This is a genomic window from Streptomyces sp. 8K308, from assembly GCF_004348315.1.
Classification (GTDB): domain Bacteria; phylum Actinomycetota; class Actinomycetes; order Streptomycetales; family Streptomycetaceae; genus Streptomyces.
This window is the reverse complement of sequence record NZ_SMKC01000029.1, coordinates 1-20,968: the sequence shown is the minus strand read 5'-3', so window position 1 is coordinate 20,968 and position 20,968 is coordinate 1. Positions and strand designations below refer to the sequence as shown.

The following is a 20,968-nucleotide window of genomic DNA, read 5'->3' as shown; positions in this document are numbered from 1 at the left end:
TCGTCGGCGACGTGTACTACAGACGTATCAGCCCAGATGTCGGGTGAAGAACCGCAGCGAGTCGTCCATCTCGAACCGCGGCAGATCTCCGTGCTTGCCGGGGTTGGCGTGCAGTGTCTTCTCGGCTGAACCGATGGCCTCGAACAACGCCAGGCTCTGTGCACGGGGCATCCGCTCATCGTCCCACTGGACCAGAAATTGCACCGGCATGGTGATCTGCGCGGCGGTCCCGACCAGCGCGGGCGCCCCTTGCAGGCCCAGCACCGCGGCGCGGACTCGAGGTTCTGCGGCGACGAACGGTATACCGAGCGCGCAGCCCAGCGACACGCCCCAATAGCCCACCGGTCCGCCGCCGATATGGTCGAGTCGCTGGAGTGCGGTCAAGGCCGCCTGCCATTCCGCGACGGTCTGCCCGGCCACGAGCGTGTACATGGCGGTGTCCAGCGCAGCCGTATCCTCTCCGGCGGCCATACGCGCCCGGTACTCGGTCGCGATCCGGTCGAACTCCTCGTCCGTCGGGCGCTCGCCGTGGTTGGGCACGTCGAGCGCGGCGACCGCGAACCCGCCCTCGGCGGCGAAGCGATGCGCGCGGGCCAGAATGCCGGGGGCCTTCTTGTGTTGCCCGCCGCCGTGTCCCATCAGGATCAGGGGGCGGGTGCCGTGGGCGTCTTCCGGCGTCCACAGCACGCCGGGGATCTCATCGAGGATGAAGAGCTGCTCGGTCACGCCGCCCAACGACGTTTTGGAGATGAAGCGCATAGAGTTTCAAGCCTTTCGGGGCACTTCTTTGAACACGTTCTCGATGCCAGTTGAGGGCCATGCGGCAGCCCATCTTCGTGGATTCATCGATCACCACGCATGGTGGGGATGCCAAGGTCCACGGCCGTATGCTGCCCGTGGCCCCGATCGAGCTGGCTGAGCTTCTCCTCGGCGCCAGCCAGGCTGACCTGGAGACCCTCGACCTCTCCGAGCCAGCCTTCGCGCTCGGCCTCGGCGATGCGGGCGACGAGGTTGTCGCGGATCTCCTCCAACCGGCCGCGCTGGGCCGGGTCCGGCCGGAGAAGCGAGCAACGAACGCAAGCGTGTTCATGAACACAGGGGCTTGAAAAGGCGCGACCGCAGGTGCCGATGGAGACCTTGCGCTTCTCGAAGTGCGCGAGGAAAGCGTCCCATTCCTCCTCGGTCGGCGTCCGATACTCTTCGCTGGGCCGGCTGGCCCGGCGACGGGCGATGAAGGCGCGGTGGGCCTCGATGGTCTCGGCCGGGTAGATCGCCTTGTAGCCCATCGTCGTATCAAGACTCCGATGCCCGCAGAGCACTTGGGCGATGTGCGGTGGCAGACCGTTCATGATGGCGTCGGTCACGAAGATCCTGCGGAAGTCGTGCGGGGAGAAGACGAGCGGTTCTCCGTCGGCATCGGTCAGGCCCGTGGCGGCCAGCGCGTTGATCAGAAGCTTGCGGAGCGCGGTCGGAGTGAAAGCGCGGTGCTCGGTGCCGATATCGCGCTGGAACAGCAGTGGCATCGGCGGGTTCCAGACCCGCTCGTGGACATCGTAGGAGGTCACCAGCGGGATCGCACGGCTGCTTCCTCGCAGGCGGCGGACGATGGTGGAAAGGACGTCCGCCAGTTCCGGGCTAACCAGCAGGAGCCGTTCGCTGTCGGTCTTGGACGGGGCGACCTGCAGCAGGGGCACGACTTCGCCGGTGCTCGGGAGCCGGTATTCGGTGATGCTGTGGTGGGTCAGCTCCAGGAGCTCCTCGTTGCGAATGCCGGTCAGGCGTAGGACCTCGATCGCGGCGAAGGCCCAGAAGGCTTCAGTCTCCTCGTAGGTGAGGTTCCGCCGCCGCCCGGTCGAGGTCTCCTCGGCCCAGGTCATGTGCCCAGCGGCCTTGGACGTGACGGCTCTGCGCAAGGCTCCGGCGGTGTCGGGGATAAGGTCCCCGGGCCGGGTGTGCTCGGCGGCGGCAAGTAGTTCGGCTGCGGCGCGTCGCCTGCGGTCGACGGCGTCGGCCAGCACCGGCAGGACGGGAAGCCGTTCGCGGGTGCGCTGGTCCATCCGCGCCTTGCGGTGTTTGCGGTCCTTGGCCTTGCTGATCTCGTCGTCGCTGATCGGGCAGGGCACCACCCACGGCGCCCAGCGGGCCGGTTCTTCCGCCGCCCAATGGGCGATGTCCAGATAGAAGGCGCGGACGCGGATGAGTTCGTCCTTGGCGTTCAGCCTGGGGCTGGCGACCTCGACGGCGGTGCCGTCCGGACCGATCGTGGTGCGTTTCTTGGTGGCGATGTCTGTCTTCCAGGCGCGGGCCAGTGCCGGTGGCAGCCGCAGGGAGTCGATGTCCGGTGAGAGCGCTTCGATTCGGGTCCAGAACAGCCCGGCCAGGGTCCGCGACACCGCGTCCAGGCTGGTGTAGTCCAACGACGGCTGCCGTTCGCGCAGGTAGTCCACGATCAGGTCGCGCACCGGGCGGCACCGGATCGGATAGCGATCCACGAGTTCTTCGATGCTCAGTCGGCCGGCGGCAAGCCCGAAGGCCCGGATCGTGGCCGGGGCGTCCTCAGGGAAGACATCCAGGGCCCGCAGTCGAAGGTAGAAGTCAACTTTCCGCTGCCCCCCGCGGACATGGACCCGGCGCAAGGTGTCGACCAGCTCCACGCAGTCGCCGACGGTGATGTCCGCGATCGACCCGCCCTTGCAGGCCAGAATCATGGCGATCCGGGTCGCCGCGATGGTGGCCTCGCCTCGGGCGCTGGCCGGCCCGGATTCGGCCAGCTCTGCCAGCCCTGCGAACCCCTCGGGGTCGCGGACCTCGGCCATGACCGGAGCCAGGTGCTTGTGCGTGCGGGTGAGCATCCAGGCCAGGTCGGGACGAATGACATCGCCGCAGACCAGCATCAGCAGCCCGGAGGTCAGGTCAACGCGCTCATACGACGGCGACAGCCCACTCTGGCGCAAGAAGCGCAGCGGGAGATCCGTCCAGTCCGCGCCGGGGATCTCCTCGGCGCGGCCGGCCTTCCACCGCTGCTGCCAGGTATCCCCCGGGAGGCTGGACAGCCAGCGCAGAAGTTTGGCGACCCCGCGCCGCGGCCCGGCCCGGGTGGCGTTCGCGGCAGCCAAGAAGGGTGGTGCCGTCAGCCGACGCAGCACCTCATCCGCTGACTGCTCTGTCGCCGGCCACCACGCCTCCGCGGAGCGGGGCGGGAAGCGTTCCCGCAGTACGTTGTTCTGCGCCCTGGCCTTTTCAACTGTTGCATTCGCGGTCTGCAGCTGGCGGCGCGTCGAGTGCTTCGTGGTGCTGGTCATGAAGACCGCCCGAACAGGACGTCCAAGGCTTCCGGGTCGTAGCCGGGTGCCGGAGGCGGCGGCACCGGCTCGGCGAGCCGGTCTGCCCGCCGGGCGTGGTGGGCCAGCACCTCGGCCACAACCTCGTCCTGGCGCGGCGCAAGGTAGATCTCGGTCGTGGTCAGATGCGCATGCCCGAGGACCCACTGCACGTCAGTCAGCGTCAGCGCTGGGTCGCGCACCATCCGGGCGGCGGCGCTGTGACGAAGGTCGTGAAGCGTCCAGTCCGCACCGAAGGTGGCGTTCACCCGCTCGAACATGCGGTGAGCGCCGTGGTAGGTCAGCGGCTGAAACGGACGCCGCAGCGTCCACCACACTGGCTGCGTCCGGCCCCGCGGCACCAGCCCGTGCAGCTCCTGCTGGTAGAGCCGCAGCCACACGAACGCATCTGCCGAGGCCGGCACCTGCTGCCGGGCCCGGGAGCCCTTCCGCACAACGCTGATCAGCTGCTGCCCCGGGTCGACATCGCACTGCCGGACGCCGATCAACTCTGAGGCCCGGACTCCGCTGGAGATCCAAAGTGCGATCATGGCCCGGTCCCGGTTCGACCGCAGCGCCGCGAACAACGTGTTGAACCACTCGTCCGGGATCGAGCGCGGAATCCGGCGCGGAACCGTGGGCCGGTAGCGGCCGGTCCGCTCTGGCGCCCAGGCTTCCATCGGGTTGTGGTGTGCGTGCGCGCGGCCGGTACGACGAGCCAGGTCCAGCGGGAACGGGTTGAGAAGCGGCCCGGATCCGGCATCACGGTGCAGGTCGTAGAACCTGCGCAGTACCGTCTCGCTGTGGGCGACGGTCGACGGGGCATAGCCGAGCCCAGGGCCCGTTTTCCCGGTCACCGGGTTCGGGGCGCCGACTGTACGGTCCGACCGCCGCCTGGCTGCGGTCGCTCGCGGCTTGACCGCCAGCTGGATCCAACAGCTGAAATCCCGAGCGTCCACGCGTGTCGCTTGATCCCACGGCACCTTGACCGCGTGCAGGAACCGCCACCACCGCAGCAGGTCCATGCCATAGGAGCGGACGGTCGCCGCCGTCTTCCCGGCTGCGAGCAGCTCCTGGAAGAACATTACGGCAGGGATCACGGCCGCGCCGTCGGCGTCGACGAGCCGGTAGGGCTCGTACCGGTCGCCGGTCTCCACCAGCCGACCCCACCGAGGAACGGCCAACCTCGACAGATCGCGCTCGGGCACACCATCGTTCATCACGACCGCAGACCGTACTGGGCGACAACCTCACCCGTGCCCTGAACTGCACAATCAACGTGGTTCGTTCAGTCAACGGGGCGTGTTCGTGGATGCATGGAGTGCCGAATGCGCGAGCGCAGATCCCGATGGACAGTTTGCGTCGCTCGAAATGCCCGAGGAAGGCGTCCCACTCCTCGTTGGTTGGGGTTCGGTACTCCTCGCTGGGACGCAGCGCTCGGCGCCGCGCGATGAACGCGCGATGCGCCTCGATCGCCTCGCTGGGGTAGATGGCGTTGTACCCCATGGTCGTGTTGATGTTGGTGTGCCCGGCGATGACCTGCGCGATGTGCGGGGGAAGGCCGCTGCGGATGGCGTCGGTGATGAAGATCCGCCGGAAGTCATGGGGCGAGAAATCCAAGGGCTGTCCGGCCGAGTCGGTGAGGTTCGTGGACGCCAGTACTTCTTGGAGCGCTTCGCGCAAGAACTTCGGGGAGAGGCGGGAGCTCTCGCCGCTGCGGCGCCACTGGAAGAGCAGTGGCATCTGCGGGTTCCAGGTCTTCTCAGCCATGTCATAGCTGGAGACGTAGGGGACGGCACCGGTGCGCGGGTCGCGAATACGGGCGATGATCGCGCTCAGTACGTCGGCGAGTTCTGGGCTGACCAGGATGACTCGTTCCTCGTCGGTTTTGGAGGGCGCGATCTGCAGGAGGGGGACGATCTCGCCGGTCGTGGGCAGCCTGTATTGGATCAGGCTGTGATGGCTGGCCTCCAGCATTTCCTCGATGCGGACCCCGGTGTGCTGAAGAAACTCGACCATTGCCCAGGCCCAGAACGCGCGGCTTTCCGCGAGGGCCAGGTCGATGCGCCGGCCGGTGGCCATGTTCACCGCCCAGGTCGTTCCGTCCCTCGCTGCTCGCGCGAAGGTGTCGCCCGCGAAGGTGAAATGGTCGCCTGGCGGGGTGTCCATCAGCGCCTGGAGTCGGGCTTTGGCCTCGTTCAGGCATGATGAAGCCGCTCGGGCGACGGCAGGCAGAGCCGGGAGCCGTTCCCGCGTCCGGTGGTCCATCCGGGCTTTGCGCCGCTTGTTGTCCTTCACGACGGCGACATCCGCGTCCTTGATCGGGCTCGGCACCGCCCAGGGCCCCCAGCGCGCCGGCTCGTCGATGGCCCACTGGGCGATGTCGAGATAGAACGCCCGCACAGAGATCATGATGCTGGCGACGTTGACGCGCGCGGTCACCACTTCACGCACTGTGCCGTCTGGCTGGCGGCGCCGTTCGATGCGGGTCCGGCATCTCTGCTTCCAGGCCGCGCTCACCTCGGGTGCCAGGTGGAGAGAGTCGATTCCCGGATGATGCTGTTCCAGGTCGCCCCAGAAGTTGCTGGCCAAGTGCCGCGATAAATTGTTCAGGGACGTGTAGTCGAGACCGGGTTGCCGCTCTTTGAGATAGTCCACCAAAAGATCCCTGATGGGGCGGCAGCGGACGCCGAACCGGTCGATGAGCTGTTCCATCGATACCTGCCCACTGGTGTTGGCCAGGTAGCGCAGCGAGCTGGGTGCTTCTGCAGGGAGGGTGCCCAACTCCCTCAGCCAGGCATAGAAGAGGGTGTAGCCGCGGGATTTGTCGTTCGCTGCTTTGAGCGCGGCGAGATACTCCACGGCGTCGCCGACGGTGATGTCGGCCAAGGTGCCGCCCTTGGCGGCAACGATCTTGACCAGCGCGTGCAGGGCATGGCGCCCGACGTTGGAGGACCATGTAGCAGGTTCGATCATCGCTTCAAGCTGGGAGAATCCTTCCGGATCACGGGTAGGGATGAGCCCGATCCGCAGGCTGGTCATGTTGGCCGAGGTTCGCGAAAGCAGCCAGGGGAGGGCTGGCCTGATGACGTCTGCACAGATCAAACTCAGTAGCCCGCCGGACAAGGTCTGCCGTTGCGAGGGGCCCGCGGCGGTTCCGATCCAGCCGGGTGCCAACCGCGCCCAGTCGTTGCCAGGACGTGTGCTGGCGGGGCTGGCGTTCCACCGCTGCTGCCAGGTGGCCCCGGGGAAGGTGTCCAGCCACTGCAAGATTTGGCGAGCTCCGCGGATCCGGGCTCGGTGGTGCCTCACGTCCGCCGGCCGCAAGGGAGGCTGCTGCAGACGAGCCAGGATGTCGGCCTGCGTGCCTGCCGTGGCCGCCCAGTCGTCCTCGGCAGGTCTGGGCGGGAAGCGCAGGGCGACGGCCCTCAATGCTTCTCCGGCCAGGCTCAGGGACGTGGGAGGTGCGACATGCGTCGCGACGGACATCGTCTCTGCAGGTGTCACCAGGCAGTCCCGAAGAGGTTGTTGAGGGATTCAGGGTTGTAACCGGCCGCCGGTGGCGGTGGAACCCGCTCGGCGGACTTGGCCCGTCGGGCATGGTGTGCTCGAACGTGTTCGATCACTTCGTCCCGGTCGGCCGGAAGATAGAGCTGTGTCGTCGACAGGTGTGCATGGCCGAGCACCCACTGCACGTCGGTCAGTGGCATCTTCGGATCCCTCGCCAGCCGATAGGCGGCGGTGTGTCGAAGATCGTGGAGAGTCCAGTTTGTACCGAGCAAGCTGTTGGCCCGGTTGAACATCGCACGGGCCGCCGGATAGTTCAGGGGACGCCACGGGCGGCGTAACGTCCACCACAGCCCCTCGTTCTGTCCGCGGGGGACCCCCGCCCGCCAGGCGCTCTCCTGATAGAGCCGCAGCCAGACGAAAGCGTCGGCTGAGCAAGGGAGTTGTTGATAGGCCCGGCTCCCCTTGCGGACCACCCCCAGGACCTGTTGGCCGGGCAGCGCGTCGCGTTGCCGACTGGTGAGCAGTTCCTCAGCACGAGCCCCGTTGGAGACCCAAAACGCCAGCAGAGCTCGATCACGGTCGTGCTTCAGCGCGGCGAAGAGCGCGTTGAACATCGCGTCGGGGATCCGCCGAGGCGCTCGCTTGGGGATGGCCGGCCGGTAGCGGCCCTGTCGTTCGTGGCGAAACCGCTCGTCAGGGTTGTGGTGAGCGTGTGCCCTGCCATGGCGCCGGGAGCGATCCAGTGGAAACGGGTTCAGGATCGGGCCGGTTCCCTCGGAGAGGTGGAAGTCGTAGAAGGCCCGCAGGACGGTCTCGCAGTGCGCTCGCGTTGTCGGCGCGTATCTCGGCCCTGGGGACGACTTTCCTGTGATCGGATTGGGGGCTCCGGGCGGCAGCTGCTCTCGTACTGGCTTTGGTGTTGTCTCCGTCTGGATGGCCCGTCGGTGGCGCCAGTGCAGCGGTGCGGACTTGTTCGCGATCTGCATCCAGCGGGCGAAGTCCCGAGCGTCCGACCGGCCTGCACGATCCCAGGCAATCCCCCAGCCCCACAGGAAGCGCCACCAACGCAGCAGATCCATTCCGTATGACCGGATCGTGGCTGCTGACTTGTCACAAGCCAGCAGCTCCGCGAAGAAGGCGGCCACAGGTTCGATCTCGACACCGTCCGCGTCCAGGAGGACAAACGGTCTCCATCGATCTCCTGTCTCCGCCAGCTGTCCGGCCTCGGGCAGCACGAAGCTTGCTAACTCCCTCTCGGGTTCACGTCCAAGCATCCACGGAAGCTAGCAGAAAGGCTATCTGACCTGCGAAAATGCTGGAGTTAGTTCAGTCAACGGTTCGCTGTCGCCGGGGTCATCGGCGTCGATGTCGGCCGTGGGCCACCAGGGGCCGAAGTAGCGCTGCGTCCACGCGGTGACGGGTCGGGGACCGACGACGGTCACCGTGGCCTCGGCGACCTGGGTGCGGATCGCGGTGGGAGTGTTCACAGGGGATCTCCGATCTGGTGGCCGTGAGGTGCGATGGACAGATAGGCGGCGGACAGCTTGGCCGCCGCCGCGTCGAGTTGGAGAGCTTCGGCGGCGGACAGGGCTGGCAGGCGGACCAGGGGCTCGCGGCCGCGGCGGAAGGTGAGGGGAAGGCCGAGCCACACGCCGTCGTGCCACGGCCGGGACAGTTCGAGGACGCCTCCGTCGACCTGGCCGAGCACGTGTCGCAGGGCGGCGAGCACGGCGCCGGCAGGGCCGGTGCGGGTGCGACCGATGCCGGCGCGGATCCGGCCGGGCCGACGAACCAGCGCGGCCCGGATCTCGGCGAGCGACAACGGCGTGGGCAGGGGCTCGCCGGCGACGGTGGTGGTCGTCGCGCAGACCACAGCCGCGTCGCCGTGCTCGCCGATGACATGGCCGGCGACCTGTCCGACGGGGACGCCGAGGCGGTCGGCCAACAGGATCCGGTAGCGGGCGGTGTCCAGGCTGGAGCCGACACCGTAAACGCGGCGGTGGCCGGAGGTCTCGGCCAGCAGCCGGGCCATCAGGTCGACCGGGTTGGTGACGACGAGCACCGAGCCGGCGTAGCCGGTGACCAGGTCCCGGCCGAGGGCGCGGATCAGCGCGCTGTTGGCCGTCGCGCCGCCCATGCGGACATCGACCTGGTGGTGGTTGCTGAAGCGGGCTCGGACGGCGACCACCAGGGCGTCGCAGCCCCCGAGATCGGTGCGCTGGGCTGCTCGGGGGCGGGCGGGTGAGCCCAAGCTCACCCGCATGTCGTCCAGGTCCTCGGCGAGGGCGATGGCCTGGTCCATGGTGCGTGAGGCGACGAGCAGTTCACCACACAGCCGAGAGGCGACGAGGGCGCCGGCGACGGTCTGGCCCACGGCCCCGGCGCCGAGAATCCCGATGGCGGGCAGGTCGGTCATGGTCGCGCCATCTCCCGCACGCGTGCCAGCGCGCGGTCCCACACTCCGGCCGGCGGGCTGTTCCTCGCCAGTTCGGCGGCCACGCGCTGGACGAGCGCGACGACCGGCACGGCACGGTCGATCAGGGCCGTGGCCTGGGTGGGCAGAGGCAGCCCCGGAGGTGCTGTCAGACAGGTCGAGGGATGTTGAGGGTGTCCATCATCCACAGCGCCATCAGGTCGCGTAGCCACCGGTCGACGTCCGGTCGGCCCATCGGCCGCATTCGGTGCTCGATCAGGGTGTTCACCCCGTCGACGACTCGGCTGGTCGCGTGCGGGCCGAGTTGGGTACCGGCCAGCAGCAGGGTCCTGCCGACCAGCCGGGCGAGGTCCTCCAGCTCGCCGGCCCGCCGCAGCCCCGGATCGACCAACACCGGGTGGCTCGTCGGGCCTCCGGGCCACAGCACGTGTTCCGGCTTGAGGTCGCCGTAGACCGGCACCGACAGCGCTCGGTACCGCCACGTGTGTGTCGACAGGTCACGGACGGCTGGAACCAGAAACCTGCCGAGGGTTCGGTGCCGCGCCGGTGTGCACAGTCGGGCGCCGATCGCGCCGAGGTAGGCGGTGCGTCCGGGACCATCGAACTTGCGCGTGAAAGTGCCGACGATGGATCGTTCCGGCGTCTCCATGTCGCCGAGGCCGGCTGGGTCATGGCGCCGCAGCGGCTCCAGTTCCTCGAGGAGGGCCGCGAGCAGCCCGGCCGTCTGCGCCGGCTGCCTGGCCAGCAGTTCGGAGAGGGATGGACCGGGGACCGGCTCGGTGAAGAGCACGGCTCCGTGCGCGCCGACCAGCCGGCACGACGTGGGCCGGCCAAGGGAGGCCAGCCAGTCGAGCTGGGCCGCTTCCCGGAGTGACAGGCGATCGTCTCGGGCCGCGTAGGCACGTTGTGTCTCGCGGATCTGGTCGAGGTCGCCGTGGGCACCGCGCAGGAGGGAGACCAGCGAGGTGCCGAGCACGGACGTCTTGGCGTACAGCCGCTGGCCGTCGACCTCCGTGAGGCGGACGTAGGCGGTGACGGAGGGGACGGCCTCCAGCAGCTTCACTCGTCGTCCCGGCCAGAGGGCGACCGCGGCCTGGAAGATCTGGTCGGTGGCGTGGTCGAGCAGTTCGTCGACGCTCGGCGCGCGGAGGACGGAGGGGGATGGATGGAACACGGCACCTCCTGGTCGTGAGTCAGGGTGTGGGCGACCTCGATGCGGCGGGCGAAGGAGCAGACGAAGCACAGCGAGGCGAGGAGGACGGTCGAAGGCACCAGCACGGTGCACAGCACGAGGGGGACGGTCACGGCGGAGCCTCCGTGCCGGCGTGAGCGAACGCCGCTCGGTACAGCCGATCCAGCGCCCGCACGCAGCCGGCGCAGCAGTACAGCGGCGCCACACCCAACTCGCCAGTCACCTCACCGCTGTTGAACAGCGGCGCCTCGCGCTCGCCGCAACGCCAGCACTGGAGGCTCGCGCGCAGGGCGGTGCCCACCCGCCGCATCGTCTCCGGCCCGTTGTCCGCCACGGTCCGTCCTTCGAACGAGGAGGGCGTGGCGTCGTCCGGCGTCTTCCCGGAGCCGACGGGCTGTTGTCGCCGGGGCGGGTGATGACCCGGGCTCGTCACGACGGCGGTGGCGGCGTCGCCTCAGCCGCCGTCCCGACTCCGTCTCGTGCGGCGCAGACGTGCGCGTCGCCGCGTAGAACGAGTTCACCGCAGGTGCACTTGAGCAACGCGCGCACGGGCGGCAGGGACGAGGCGTCGTGGGCGCCACCGGCACTCGTCGGCGGCTCCGCCGTGGTTGCCTCGGCAGGTCGCTGGCGGGCGCTCACCGGAGTCGTCCCAAGATGCGTGCGGCCAGGGGCTGGTCGCGGATGGCGGCCGGAGACGTCGTCCACTCTCGCCCGCCGTTGAGCGGGGCGAGCCAGGCCATCATCTGCTCGCGGAGGTCGGGTGCGCCGCCGTCCGGCAACTCGGGGCAGAGCGCTCGCAGGATGCCGGTGCGGTTCGTCTCGGTGTCCAACACGACGTGGCCGAGCAGCGGGTGATCGCGGTGGCCGAGGCCGATGTCTCTTCCGAGGGTGCGCTGCGGGAGGTTGGGGTGGGGGTCGGGCATCGCGGTGGTCCTCGTCGTCGAGGGGGGAGAGGGGCCAGGTGCGCTCGCCAGTGCCTCGGCGGTGACCGGCTGCCCTCGGTTCCGACGATCGGGAGTCTTGCAGTGGCCCGCTCGCCATGTAACTCTCATCAAGGAAGTGTCCGCATGGGCGGCTCACGCATATGCCGCCGGCGCTGCCGACGATGCCGTTCCACCATGTAACTTCCTTGTGGTTGCCGAGCGTCGGCGATCACACTGGCGGTACTCGTCCAAGGAGCGCACCGATGACGGACAGACCCGCTGAGATCGCCGACGAGGCCGGACCGACCGCCCGCCGTCGCCAACTCGGCATCCGTCTGCTGGCCCTCCGGGAAGCCGCCGGACTCACGGCCGAGGAGGCGGGCGACGCGGCCGGCGTCTCGAAGGCCACGGTCAGCAGGTACGAGCGTGCCAAGGGCAACGTGCGCTGGAACCAGGTCGATCAGCTCTGTCGCGTCTACGGCGCCCCGGACGAGGAGCGGGCGGCCATGGTCGAGCTGGCGAAGAACTCCAAGGTCACCGACGGCTGGTGGGTACCGCTTGCCGGCAAACTCCCGAGCCCCATGCGGTTGTTGCTGGCCATGGAGAACGAGACGCCGCGGATCAGCCAGTACACGGTGGGGGTGATTCCCGGGTTGTTGCAGACCCTGGACTACGCCCGTGCCATCAGGGAGACGCCCGACAGCGCCCTCCCACCCCAGGACGTCGACGAGTACCTGGCCATGCGGATGCGGCGGCAGCAGATCCTCGACCGGCCGGCGCCGCCCACCTATCACCTCGTGCTCGACGAGTCCGTGATCCGGCGCAGGGTCGGCGGACCAGGCGTGATGGCCGCCCAGCTCGACCACCTGCTGAAGCGGGGCCGGGAGCCGCACATCAGCATCCAGGTGTTGCCCTTCGCCGCCGGCGCGTACAGCGCGGCCCTCAACAGCTTCATCGTCTACGGCGGCCCGGACCCGTCGCTGGACGTCATCTTCATAGAGACCGTCGCCGGCTCCCTCATCCTTGAGGAGCCCGAGGCCCGCGAGCGGTACGCCGGCGCCATCGCGTTCCTGCGCCGGGAGGCGCTGGACCCCGACGCCTCGGCCGACCTGATCGCCGAGGTCAGCACGTCGCATCCGCGAGACGAGAAGTAGCGAGGAAGACCCCCGTGGCCGAACACCCCCAGCTCGACTGGTTCAAGAGCTCCTACAGCGGCACGCCCAACAACGAGTGCGTGGAATGCGCGGCCACTCCACGGGCCGTCCTCGTGCGTGACTCGAAGAGCCATCACAGCGGTGTGACGCTCAGCGTGCCGCGGCCGGCCTGGGGCGAGTTCGCCAGGGCGGTGGCGGACGGCCGCCTCGAACGCGGCTGACCTCGTCCGATCACGCCCCCGAGCAGGGCGTGTCCCGTGACGGTCGGCTTCATCCGTTGTCGGCCGCCGGGAGCGGGTAGGACCTCTGCGGTCCGGACCGGAAACCGCCGGCCCCGGTGGCGATGCGGACCCGCCTCCCGCCGCGTCGGTTGTCCGCATCGGAACGCCAGAAGAGGACGCATGCCACAGAAGCCGAAGCCGCTCGACGACACGGTTCGATGGCCGCCTGGTTCGGGGTGGAACTACGGAACTGGCGGAATCTCCGCCGCCTCTCCTCGGCCGCCCTGGGCGCGATAGTGCACCTCAGCAGCACCTCCGTTGAGCGCATCGAGAAGGCCGAGCGCTCGTGCAACGCGGAGCTGGCCGCCAGGTTCGACGACGCCCTGGACGCGGGCGGGGCGCTGATCCGGCTCTGGCGTCGGGTGGAAGAGGATGCGGACAGCCAGCGCGCCGATGCGGACCGCGTGCGGGGCACGTCCGACGCGGGTGACGTGACGGCCGCCGTGGGGCGGCGGGCGTTCCTCGCCGTCGGCGGTCTCGCCGCGCTCGACCAGACATCGATCCACGAGGTCCTGCCCCGCATCGTCCCGCATGAGCTGCCCCGAACGGTCCGGCCCGACGACCTCGACCAGGTGCGGGCCGCGGCCAGGAACCACGCGAGCTGGGACAACCAGTACGGCGGCGCCGGCATGGTCCGCACCGCGGCGATCGGCCAACTCGCCTGGGCCGCGAGCCTCCTGGATGTCAGATGCCCGCCGACGCTGGAGGCCGAGCTGTTCACGGCCGTCGGCCAGTTGGCCATCGTGATGGGCGCCAGCGCCTTCGACGCCTACGAACACGCCCACGCCGCACGCTTACTGGAGTTCGGCAGCGAGTGCGCCGACCGGGCGGGCAACTGGCACCTGCGCGCCACCGCCTACAGCTGGCGCTCCCGCCAGGCCACCTGGTGCGGCTCCCCCGACGCCGGCCTGACACTCGCCGAGACCGGTCTCGTCCGGGCCGACCGACTCACCCCGCGCGAACGCGGCATGCTGCACGTCGCACGCGCCAGGGCCTTGGCCAAGATGGGCGCGCGCCAGGAGACGCTGGCCGCCATCGGCCACGCCGACGACACCTTCGCCCACGCCGACGAGGCCGAGGACCCGGCGTGGATGGCGTACTACGACTACGCCCAGCACCACGGCGACACCGGGCACGCTGCCTTCGACATCGCGCTGCTCCCCGGCCAGTCCCCAGCGCTCGCCGCCGCGCGCCTCCGCACCGCGATCGCGCACCACACCGACGCGTACGTCCGCTCCCGCGCGCTCTCCGGCACCAAGCTCGCCACCCTGACCATGACCACCGGCGACCCGCAGGAAGCCACGGTCATCGCCAACCGCGCCCTCGACGAGATCGGCCAACTACGCTCCAAGCGTGCCGTGTCGGACGTGCGCGACCTGCTCGCGGCGTCGGCGCGCCACGCCCGCCGACCGTACGTGGCCGAGCTCCGTGAGCGCATCAGGAACACGGTGCTCACATGACCGACTCCCGCCAGGCCGCGTCCCTCGCCGTACTGCGAGAAATCACCGCTGCCGTGGGCCTGTCCGCCGCCGGCGCCGAACCCATCCGACTTGCGGAGAACGACCTCTGGCGCCTCCCCGGCAACATCGTCGTCCGCATATCCCGCGGCGGCCAGGAGGCCGCCGCGGCCCGCGAGGTCGCCGTGACCCGCTGGCTCGCGGACCACGACGTCCCCGCCGTCCGCCCACTGCCGATGGACCAACCGATCGTCGCCGGCGGCCGCCCCGCGACGTTCTGGGAGGAGCTCCCGCCGCACCGCCCCGGCACCGCGGTCGACCTCGCCCCGCTGCTTCGACGGCTACACGACCTCCCGCCGCCAGACTTCCCGCTGGGCACGTGGGATCCCTTCGTACGACTCGACACCCGGATCGCGGCGGCCCGATCCATCTCCGACGACGACCGCGGCTGGCTGCTGCGCCGACTCGAGACTCTGCGGCGGGAATGGCTCAACCTCCCACCGGGCCAACCCGAGTGCGTCATCCACGGAGACGCCTGGGGCGGCAACTGCGCACTCACCGCCGACGGCCCAGTGCTCCTGGACTTCGAACGCACTTCGCTGGGCCGCCCCGAATGGGACCTGACGGCCGTCGCGGTCGAGCACGACACTCTCGCCGAACTGTCCGAGGCCGAGTACCGTCGTTTCTGCGACGCATATGGCACCGACGTCATGACCTGGCCCGGCTATCCCACACTCCGCGGCATCCGCGAACTGCGCAAGGTCACATTCGCCTTTCAGATCGCCGACCAAGATCCAAACGCCATGCCTCTGGCCCACTACCGCATCGCCTGCCTTCAAGGGCATCACGGGCCCCGCCCCTGGACCTGGACAGCGGTCGCATAACTCCCGCCGGCGCCTACCTCGGTTCTCCGCGCCGCTGACTCAGGATTGCCAGGAGAGGCCCACGCGCTAAACGGCACCGTTCACGGCTCAACCGGTGACGACACGAGTCACCGGTTCGGTGTCCCAGAGGCTCTGGTCGGGTTAGGAATTCTCAGCACGCGTGCCCGGTCATGGGTCACGGCCGATGTCGGAGTGCGAGTGACCGAATAGACGCCACCAGACGTGCCAGCGCGGGATCTCGCTTCCCGGCCCCTACAGCGGCAGCGCCCCTACCCAGGGATGGGTGGCATGAGACGGCCAACCTCAGCAGCGCCGAAGAGTTCTCCTCTGTGGGGATCGAACTGGCGACAGGTGAATAGGCAAACCACCAGTGACTAGGGCGCTGGCGACGTGCGGCGCAGCGTGTACTGGTCGAGCGAATCCGGGTCGCCGATCCAGTAGTAGAGGGTGGGCTGTTCTTCGGTGCCGCCGAACTGCCAGCCGCTGACCTTCGTGCATCCGCTGACACTGAGATCGAGCTGCGGCGTTCCGGACAGCGATGCATTCTGCGCCCACGAGCCGGAGCCACTGCACCGCTCGGGCCTGTCTCCGCCGTACGCGGCCTCCGCGGTATCAACGCCCAGATCGTCGGCAACCGCAGTGCCATCAGCCCGTAGCGTGAGGGTGCCGCCCTGGTCGTCGGTCCAGGTACCGACGAGCTGCGCGTCGGTGAGCCGTGGCGGCTCGTATGCCTGGATCAATCCAGTCCCGTAGGCCACCAGGCCACCGACGAGAACCACCCCTGACAGCGTCAGTCCGCCGAGGAACACCACCCCGGCCAGCCCGAACCGGGTACCGGTGCCGCGCAGGACCGTCACGGCCCGCGTGCACAGGACGGCGGGGACCAAGCCAAGGATCGTGACGAGAAGAACCAGCGGGAGCACGGTCCACCCGCCGCCGAGAAGCGCTGCCGGCACCCCGGCGCACAGGGCGACCGCTACGGCGAACGCCCCGCAGACAGCCAGGCACCAGCACACCGTCTCCGCCCGCCCGGTCCTGCGGGCCGACCAGCGCGACAGCTGCACGACCGGCAGCACGGCCGCCGCCGAGCCGATCAACCCCGCCAAGCCGAGCGTGACCGCGATGAGCACGGCCGCGACGAGATACCCGACGAAGACCGGGGCGCCGGCGGCGAAATAATGCTCATTCCGCAAACCCACCAGGAAGGAGACGACCAGCGCGAGCGTGCCCTCCGCCGCCAGCGTCACTGCCCCCGTCAGCCACGCGGCCGTCCAGCCTGGGCCGCCGACACGCTCCGGCGCCGGAAGAGTCGCTTCCTGTCTTTCCACCGCCCAGTGCGCCATTCCCGCCCCTTCTCTCCCCTATCGCTTCATCATGCGCCCTGACCGGCACTGCCACCGCAGCGGGGGCGCCATGCTCAAGCCGACGGGTGCCGACTCGCACCTGCGGCCAACTGGTTCGGGTCGACCAGGGTTACCTCCAGGCCGAGCGGCTTCCGATTCCTCACGATGTCCTTGTACCGCCGCGTGAGCGGACTCCTTCTTCATGTCGAGCCGCACGCCGATGCCCGGTCGGGGTCGTAGCGGCGACCGCAGGCGCAGCGCGGCCAGCCCAGGCAGCCGGGACAGCGGGCTTGACCGGGGGGCGACGGGCAGACGGCAGGATCCGTCTCGGCCGGTCGCATTCCCTTTAGCCGGGCCTACCGGCATCGGCCTGATCAATCAGCAAGGCCCGGCGGTGCACGACGCACCACCTGGCTCATCGCGCGGATCGACTGCCAGCCTCACCTCGCGTCTGGCTCGCGGCGACTGGTCACCGTCGACTCCCTCAGGGGAGGGACGCCGGCTTTGCGGGCGATCTTGGCTACGTAGTTGCGATCCCAGGGCACATGAGCGTCGACCTGCGTAGGACGCAGGGTGCGACTGCGTAGGTGTCGAATCACCCCTTGGGCCAACCGGTCTCGCGCGTCTTCGAGGCGGCTCAGGGCCTCGGCGTAGTCGGCCGAGAGCTGGTCCAGCTCGTCCATCGCGGCCTGCTGCTCTGCGGTCGGCTCATCGGTCACACCGACATGGTGCCAGCGGGCGCGCCCTCCGACGTTGCGCTCCCCCGTAAGTGTGATCCCCCGGCAGATCACTTGCCCGCACGAAGCTATCCCTGTTTGCATCATCGATATGCAATCTCTGATTGCATATCGAGGGCCGACGCGCCATCACATGGAGCAGCCCCTCGGCCAGCGTCGCGACCGCCGGCCGAAGGGCCTGGCCCTCACCTCACCAACACTGAGGAGAGAGGCCATGCGCGAGATTAGCGCCGCCGACGACCAACAGCCCCACAACCACCCGCCAGGCGAAGCCGAGTCCGCCACCGCGCCAACCGCGCAGCAGGCGCCCACGCAGAAGAGCACGGCGACGACGGCGAGGTCCCGTCGGAGCAAGAAGGCCGTGCGCACGGTGCCGACCAGCGATCAGGGAAGGGCAGCCTGCTCGGAGCACACGGAGCTCTTCGAACTCGTGGAAGACGGCGGCAGCAGCGTCACCTACGAGGACCGCCTGGACGCCGCCGCGGTCTGCGATGGTTGTCCGCTAAGCCCTCGCTGCGGGTTCCGCGTCTGGCCGTCGGGCAACCGTCCCAAGGAGGGCCAGTGATGTCGCCACGCGGCTACGGAACGGAAGACACCGCCGCGACCGCCTCCTCGGCGACTACTCCGCCGGTGCAGGCGCGCGTGCACACCCAGATGACCCTCATCGCCACCTACGCGTTCACGGTTCTCCTGCCACTGGTACTTGTCGTCCTGGTCCTCACCTCGGCCTGGACGGGATGGGTGACCGTCATGGCGATGCACACCTACCTCGACCAGCCAAGCTCGCTGCCTGGAGCCATGTGGGCGGTGCCCGTCGCCGTCCAGGCCTTCGTCATCGTGGGCGAGGCGACCATGGTGCTGAACTCGGTCCTGCGGCGGCGATGGATCATGGCCAGCGGCGCCGCGGCCACGGCCGCCGGGTACGGGGCCGAGGTCGGGGCCCACGTCTACTACGGGGAAGGCATCGACACCGTCATCACGATGATCGTGGCCGCCGTAGCGTGCGGCGGCGGATGGGCGTTGGTGGCCGGCTTGATGGACCGAGGGGTCGAGATCGCCGACCGCGAGACAGCGAGCGCCGAATGGTCACCCTTGTTCGGGGCCGACTCCGCGAGGGCGCCGGGATCCGTTGGTCCCACCCCGACCACCGTCGCACCGACGAAGGTAGGTCGGGGAGCCGACGCCACCCCGACCTCTGTGGTGTCCCTCCCCAAAGCAGCATCGGCCACCATCGAAACGCCGAGCAGCGCTGCCGACGATAGTCCGGGTGAGACCCCGACCAAGGTGAAATCGGGAGCCCGACGGAACCGACGGGAGCTGCTCCGACAAGTCGAGGCCCTGGCACCCGGGCAACCGACCCTCAGTCCAAACTTTGTCGCCAATCGCGTGGGCGTCTCGTGGTCGAGCGCGAGGAGTCTGCTGGCCGAACTGGGACGGCTGGCAGATGCTGATCCCCGTTCCCAGGAGCGCGCCGACCGCTCGGAACCCGCCCGCTCGACACTGTCACCAGGCCGGCCGCCATGGTCACCCCCGCCACCCCCTCGGCATGCATGGGGCACGACCAGTCCAGCGCCGCAGAGTCGCACCTGGAATCCATAAACGAACGTTAAGAGAAACTGCCGCCTGAATAGGCAGACTCGGTGAATCGCCGACATGGGCGACAGCGCGGCTACCGCCGCAATGCACCAATCCACAAACAATTGTGAATGCGACGCACGCTCTGCGGCATCGCGAACCAACCGAATCTCAGCAGGCCGGCGGAAGAAAGCCGCCGGTCGGCCCCGCAGGGCGGCGCTGATACCGCCAAGCATCCGCCGCCCGGCGGGGCCTCTCCTCACCCGAACCGCGTCGATTCGAGAAGGAAGCCCCCATCATGCCCGAGTCCAACTGCGAACGACCACCGTGCACGAACTGCGGCGGCTTCCACGCCGTCGCCATCACCACCGGGCAACGCCTTCCGGACCACTCACGGGAGACCGTCGTCGTCCACTGCGCAGCACATCACCCCGACCAGCCCCCGACGCCATGCACCGATGACACGTCAGGAGCGCCTCTTCGCAACACCGCGGAGGCGCGGTGACAGAGCCTCAGACGAGTCGCCAGCTCGGCTCCGTGCCTGACGCCCCCGTTCTGTACCGGGTCTCGGACGCCGTTCTGCTGCTCAACCTCAGCCGGTCGGTCATCTACGACCTGATGCGTGCCGGTCGGCTGCGGACGGTCCACGAGGGGCGCTCCCGGCGGATCCCCGCGGCGGCGATCCAGGAGTACGTCGCGCTACTCGAGCGCGAGGCGGAGGGCGTGCGATGACGCAGCGCCGCAGTAAAGGCGACGGCGGACTCCACTGGGACGCCTCGCGGCAGCGCTGGATGGCGACGATCAGCCTCGGCTTCGACGAGGATGGCAAGCGCGTCAGGAAGCGTGCGAGCGGGCGGACCAAGACCGAGGCCAGGGCCAAGCTCAAGGAACTCCTCCGCCAGCACGAGGAGAACAAGACCGCCCCCGCCCCGCCACCTGACTACACCGTGGAGGAGGCGGTGCTCAACTGGCTGACCTACGGCCTGGCAGGCAAGGCCCCGAGCACGGTCAGGAACTACGAGATCCTCTGCCGCACGCACGTGATCCCGGCCCTGGGCAAGCGGAAGCTGCCAAGCCTGACGGCTGATCACGTCGACAGGTGGCTGGCCGGCAAGGCCAAGACCCTCAGCACCAGAACGCTGCAGGCGATCCACTCCTGCCTGAGCCGCTCGGTCCAGCGGGCCATACTGCGCGAGAAGGTGCACCGCAACGTCGTGGCCCTGTGCGAAGTGCCGACCGGGCGGCCGGGCCGCCCCTCCAAGGCACTGACGTTCGCCCAGGCCGAGGCGGTCCTCGGCGCCCTCGAAGGCGACCCGATGCACGCCTACGTCGTCGTCTCCCTCCTCACCGGCGCCCGCACCGAGGAACTACGACCGCTCACCTGGGACCACGTCGACATCAAAGGCCGTCCCGAGGCCAAACCGCCCGTGCCGCCCCACATCGCGGTCTGGCGCTCGGTCCGCGACGGAGGCGACACCAAGACCAGGAAGTCCCGCCGCACGCTCGCCCTCCCGGAGCGCGCCGTCGCGGCGCTCCGGGTACAGCGCCGCCGACAGCAACGGCAGCGCGAGGCGGCCGGCGACGACTGGAAGGAGAACGGGCTCGTCTTCACCTCCGAGGTCGGGACCCCGATGGACGCGGCCAACGTGAGGCGGGCCTTCCGGCGCGCGCTCGGCAAGGCCGAGGGCATCGATCCGGAGGAGTGGATCCCTCGGGAGCTGCGGCACAGCTTCGTGTCCCTGCTCTCCGACCACGACGTCCCCGTCGAGGAGATCGCGAAGCTCGTCGGACACTCAGCCACGGCCACGACGGAGAAGGTCTATCGAAAACAGATCCGCCCGGTCATCCAGACGGGGGCGAAGGCCATGGACCGGATCTTCGGAGGCTGACCCCGGATCGGGATCGGATCCATAGGCACTCAGATAGGCACTCAGAGGCCCCCTCCCTTGCGGGAGGGGGCCTCTGACCTGTGGAGCTAAGGAGAATTGAACTCCTGACCTCTTGCATGCCATGCAAGCGCTCTACCAACTGAGCTATAGCCCCTTGCCTGGTCCGCCTCGGGTTTTCCCTTCCGGGCTTCCCCTCGGCGGCGATGCCTACTTTACACACCCTCCCCGGTGGATTGCCAAATCGGTTTCGGCGGGGGCGGGGAGAGGCC

19 protein-coding genes, 1 tRNA gene and 2 pseudogenes are annotated in these 20,968 nt (G+C 69.1%); 8 read left to right on the top strand and 14 right to left on the bottom strand.

The features are described from left to right. Positions 1-27 precede the first annotated feature (27 nt). The 11 genes and pseudogenes from E1265_RS07095 to E1265_RS07050 form a co-directional block, all read right to left on the bottom strand. Positions 28-759, bottom strand: a complete 732-nt coding sequence (locus E1265_RS07095) for an alpha/beta fold hydrolase (RefSeq protein WP_132929365.1) — start codon at positions 757-759, stop codon at positions 28-30. Between the two features lie 83 nt (positions 760-842). After that, complete coding sequence (locus E1265_RS07090; protein ID WP_132929364.1) at positions 843-3,302, bottom strand: site-specific integrase; 2,460 nt, start codon at positions 3,300-3,302, stop codon at positions 843-845. Beyond that, on the bottom strand, positions 3,299-4,000 hold the full coding sequence (locus E1265_RS38710; protein WP_243740592.1) for a site-specific integrase: 702 nt from the start codon (positions 3,998-4,000) through the stop codon (positions 3,299-3,301). The genes E1265_RS07090 and E1265_RS38710 overlap by 4 nt, the downstream gene beginning before the upstream one ends. Positions 4,001-4,264: 264 nt before the next feature. Further along, positions 4,265-4,345: pseudogene (locus E1265_RS38705) on the bottom strand (integrase); the annotation flags it as partial. A 472-nt stretch (positions 4,346-4,817) separates the two neighbouring features. Then, positions 4,818-5,402: pseudogene (locus E1265_RS38700) on the bottom strand (site-specific integrase); the annotation flags it as partial. A 1,421-nt stretch (positions 5,403-6,823) separates the two neighbouring features. Then, positions 6,824-8,104, bottom strand: coding sequence for a site-specific integrase (locus tag E1265_RS07075; RefSeq protein WP_132929362.1), 1,281 nt, complete (start codon positions 8,102-8,104; stop codon positions 6,824-6,826). A 21-nt stretch (positions 8,105-8,125) separates the two neighbouring features. Then, positions 8,126-8,317, bottom strand: a complete 192-nt coding sequence (locus E1265_RS07070; protein WP_132929361.1) for a hypothetical protein — start codon at positions 8,315-8,317, stop codon at positions 8,126-8,128. Further along, positions 8,314-9,246: an NAD(P)-binding domain-containing protein gene (locus tag E1265_RS07065; protein ID WP_132929360.1), complete on the bottom strand. Its 933-nt coding sequence runs from the start codon at positions 9,244-9,246 to the stop codon at positions 8,314-8,316. The genes E1265_RS07070 and E1265_RS07065 overlap by 4 nt, the downstream gene beginning before the upstream one ends. 166 nt (positions 9,247-9,412) lie before the next feature. Beyond that, positions 9,413-10,438 carry a hypothetical protein gene (locus tag E1265_RS07060; protein ID WP_132929359.1) on the bottom strand — a complete coding sequence of 342 codons (1,026 nt, stop codon included), beginning with the start codon at positions 10,436-10,438 and terminating at the stop codon, positions 9,413-9,415. Between the two features lie 127 nt (positions 10,439-10,565). After that, the gene (locus E1265_RS07055) at positions 10,566-10,790 is read right to left on the bottom strand and encodes a hypothetical protein (RefSeq protein ID WP_132929358.1); all 225 of its coding nucleotides are present in this window, start codon (positions 10,788-10,790) and stop codon (positions 10,566-10,568) included. Between the two features lie 301 nt (positions 10,791-11,091). Continuing rightward, positions 11,092-11,379 carry a hypothetical protein gene (locus E1265_RS07050; RefSeq protein ID WP_132929357.1) on the bottom strand — a complete coding sequence of 96 codons (288 nt, stop codon included), beginning with the start codon at positions 11,377-11,379 and terminating at the stop codon, positions 11,092-11,094. 263 nt (positions 11,380-11,642) lie between these two features. Here E1265_RS07050 and E1265_RS07045 point away from each other — a divergent pair, with 263 nt between their 5' ends. From E1265_RS07045 to E1265_RS07030, 4 genes are all read left to right on the top strand, one after another. Beyond that, complete coding sequence (locus tag E1265_RS07045; RefSeq protein WP_132929356.1) at positions 11,643-12,533, top strand: helix-turn-helix transcriptional regulator; 891 nt, start codon at positions 11,643-11,645, stop codon at positions 12,531-12,533. A gap of 14 nt (positions 12,534-12,547) precedes the next feature. After that, positions 12,548-12,754, top strand: a complete 207-nt coding sequence (locus tag E1265_RS07040) for a DUF397 domain-containing protein (protein ID WP_132929355.1) — start codon at positions 12,548-12,550, stop codon at positions 12,752-12,754. Positions 12,755-12,972: 218 nt separating this feature from the next. Further along, the gene (locus E1265_RS07035) at positions 12,973-14,274 is read left to right on the top strand and encodes a helix-turn-helix transcriptional regulator (protein WP_165953673.1); all 1,302 of its coding nucleotides are present in this window, start codon (positions 12,973-12,975) and stop codon (positions 14,272-14,274) included. Beyond that, positions 14,271-15,155, top strand: coding sequence for an aminoglycoside phosphotransferase family protein (locus E1265_RS07030; protein WP_132929354.1), 885 nt, complete (start codon positions 14,271-14,273; stop codon positions 15,153-15,155). The genes E1265_RS07035 and E1265_RS07030 overlap by 4 nt, the downstream gene beginning before the upstream one ends. A 374-nt stretch (positions 15,156-15,529) precedes the next feature. On the opposite strand, the gene E1265_RS07025 is transcribed toward E1265_RS07030, so the two are convergent. Further along, entirely contained in the window at positions 15,530-16,498 is a 969-nt protein-coding gene (locus E1265_RS07025; protein WP_132929353.1) for a hypothetical protein, read from the bottom strand. A gap of 440 nt (positions 16,499-16,938) precedes the next feature. Beyond that, positions 16,939-17,217, bottom strand: a complete 279-nt coding sequence (locus tag E1265_RS07020; protein ID WP_132929352.1) for a hypothetical protein — start codon at positions 17,215-17,217, stop codon at positions 16,939-16,941. Between the two features lie 232 nt (positions 17,218-17,449). On the opposite strand from E1265_RS07020, the gene E1265_RS07015 reads away from it, so the two are divergent. From E1265_RS07015 to E1265_RS06995, 4 genes are all read left to right on the top strand, one after another. After that, positions 17,450-17,800, top strand: coding sequence for a hypothetical protein (locus tag E1265_RS07015; RefSeq protein WP_132929351.1), 351 nt, complete (start codon positions 17,450-17,452; stop codon positions 17,798-17,800). Further along, on the top strand, positions 17,800-18,834 hold the full coding sequence (locus E1265_RS07010; RefSeq protein WP_132929350.1) for a hypothetical protein: 1,035 nt from the start codon (positions 17,800-17,802) through the stop codon (positions 18,832-18,834). Before E1265_RS07015 ends, E1265_RS07010 begins: the two co-directional genes overlap by 1 nt. A 477-nt stretch (positions 18,835-19,311) precedes the next feature. Next, positions 19,312-19,542, top strand: a complete 231-nt coding sequence (locus E1265_RS07000) for a helix-turn-helix domain-containing protein (protein ID WP_243740588.1) — start codon at positions 19,312-19,314, stop codon at positions 19,540-19,542. Beyond that, positions 19,539-20,699: a tyrosine-type recombinase/integrase gene (locus E1265_RS06995; protein WP_132929348.1), complete on the top strand. Its 1,161-nt coding sequence runs from the start codon at positions 19,539-19,541 to the stop codon at positions 20,697-20,699. Before E1265_RS07000 ends, E1265_RS06995 begins: the two co-directional genes overlap by 4 nt. Before the next feature lie 81 nt (positions 20,700-20,780). Here E1265_RS06995 and E1265_RS06990 read toward each other — a convergent pair. Further along, positions 20,781-20,853: transfer RNA gene (locus E1265_RS06990), tRNA-Ala, on the bottom strand. Positions 20,854-20,968: the final 115 nt, after the last annotated feature.

Bases quoted from the DNA above. Each gene is read 5' to 3' on its own strand.
- E1265_RS06995 (WP_132929348.1), top strand. From the start codon at position 19,539: ATGACGCAGCGCCGCAGTAAAGGCGACGGCGGACTCCACTGGGACGCC.
- E1265_RS07050 (WP_132929357.1), bottom strand. From the start codon at position 11,379: ATGCCCGACCCCCACCCCAACCTCCCGCAGCGCACCCTCGGAAGAGAC.
- E1265_RS07045 (WP_132929356.1), top strand. From the start codon at position 11,643: ATGACGGACAGACCCGCTGAGATCGCCGACGAGGCCGGACCGACCGCC.
- E1265_RS38710 (WP_243740592.1), bottom strand. From the start codon at position 4,000: ATGGAAGCCTGGGCGCCAGAGCGGACCGGCCGCTACCGGCCCACGGTT.
- E1265_RS07015 (WP_132929351.1), top strand. From the start codon at position 17,450: ATGCGCGAGATTAGCGCCGCCGACGACCAACAGCCCCACAACCACCCG.
- E1265_RS07075 (WP_132929362.1), bottom strand. From the start codon at position 8,104: ATGCTTGGACGTGAACCCGAGAGGGAGTTAGCAAGCTTCGTGCTGCCC.
- E1265_RS07065 (WP_132929360.1), bottom strand. From the start codon at position 9,246: ATGACCGACCTGCCCGCCATCGGGATTCTCGGCGCCGGGGCCGTGGGC.
- E1265_RS07035 (WP_165953673.1), top strand. From the start codon at position 12,973: ATGGCCGCCTGGTTCGGGGTGGAACTACGGAACTGGCGGAATCTCCGC.
- E1265_RS07090 (WP_132929364.1), bottom strand. From the start codon at position 3,302: ATGACCAGCACCACGAAGCACTCGACGCGCCGCCAGCTGCAGACCGCG.
- E1265_RS07030 (WP_132929354.1), top strand. From the start codon at position 14,271: ATGACCGACTCCCGCCAGGCCGCGTCCCTCGCCGTACTGCGAGAAATC.
- E1265_RS07025 (WP_132929353.1), bottom strand. From the start codon at position 16,498: ATGGCGCACTGGGCGGTGGAAAGACAGGAAGCGACTCTTCCGGCGCCG.
- E1265_RS07010 (WP_132929350.1), top strand. From the start codon at position 17,800: ATGTCGCCACGCGGCTACGGAACGGAAGACACCGCCGCGACCGCCTCC.
- E1265_RS07095 (WP_132929365.1), bottom strand. From the start codon at position 759: ATGCGCTTCATCTCCAAAACGTCGTTGGGCGGCGTGACCGAGCAGCTC.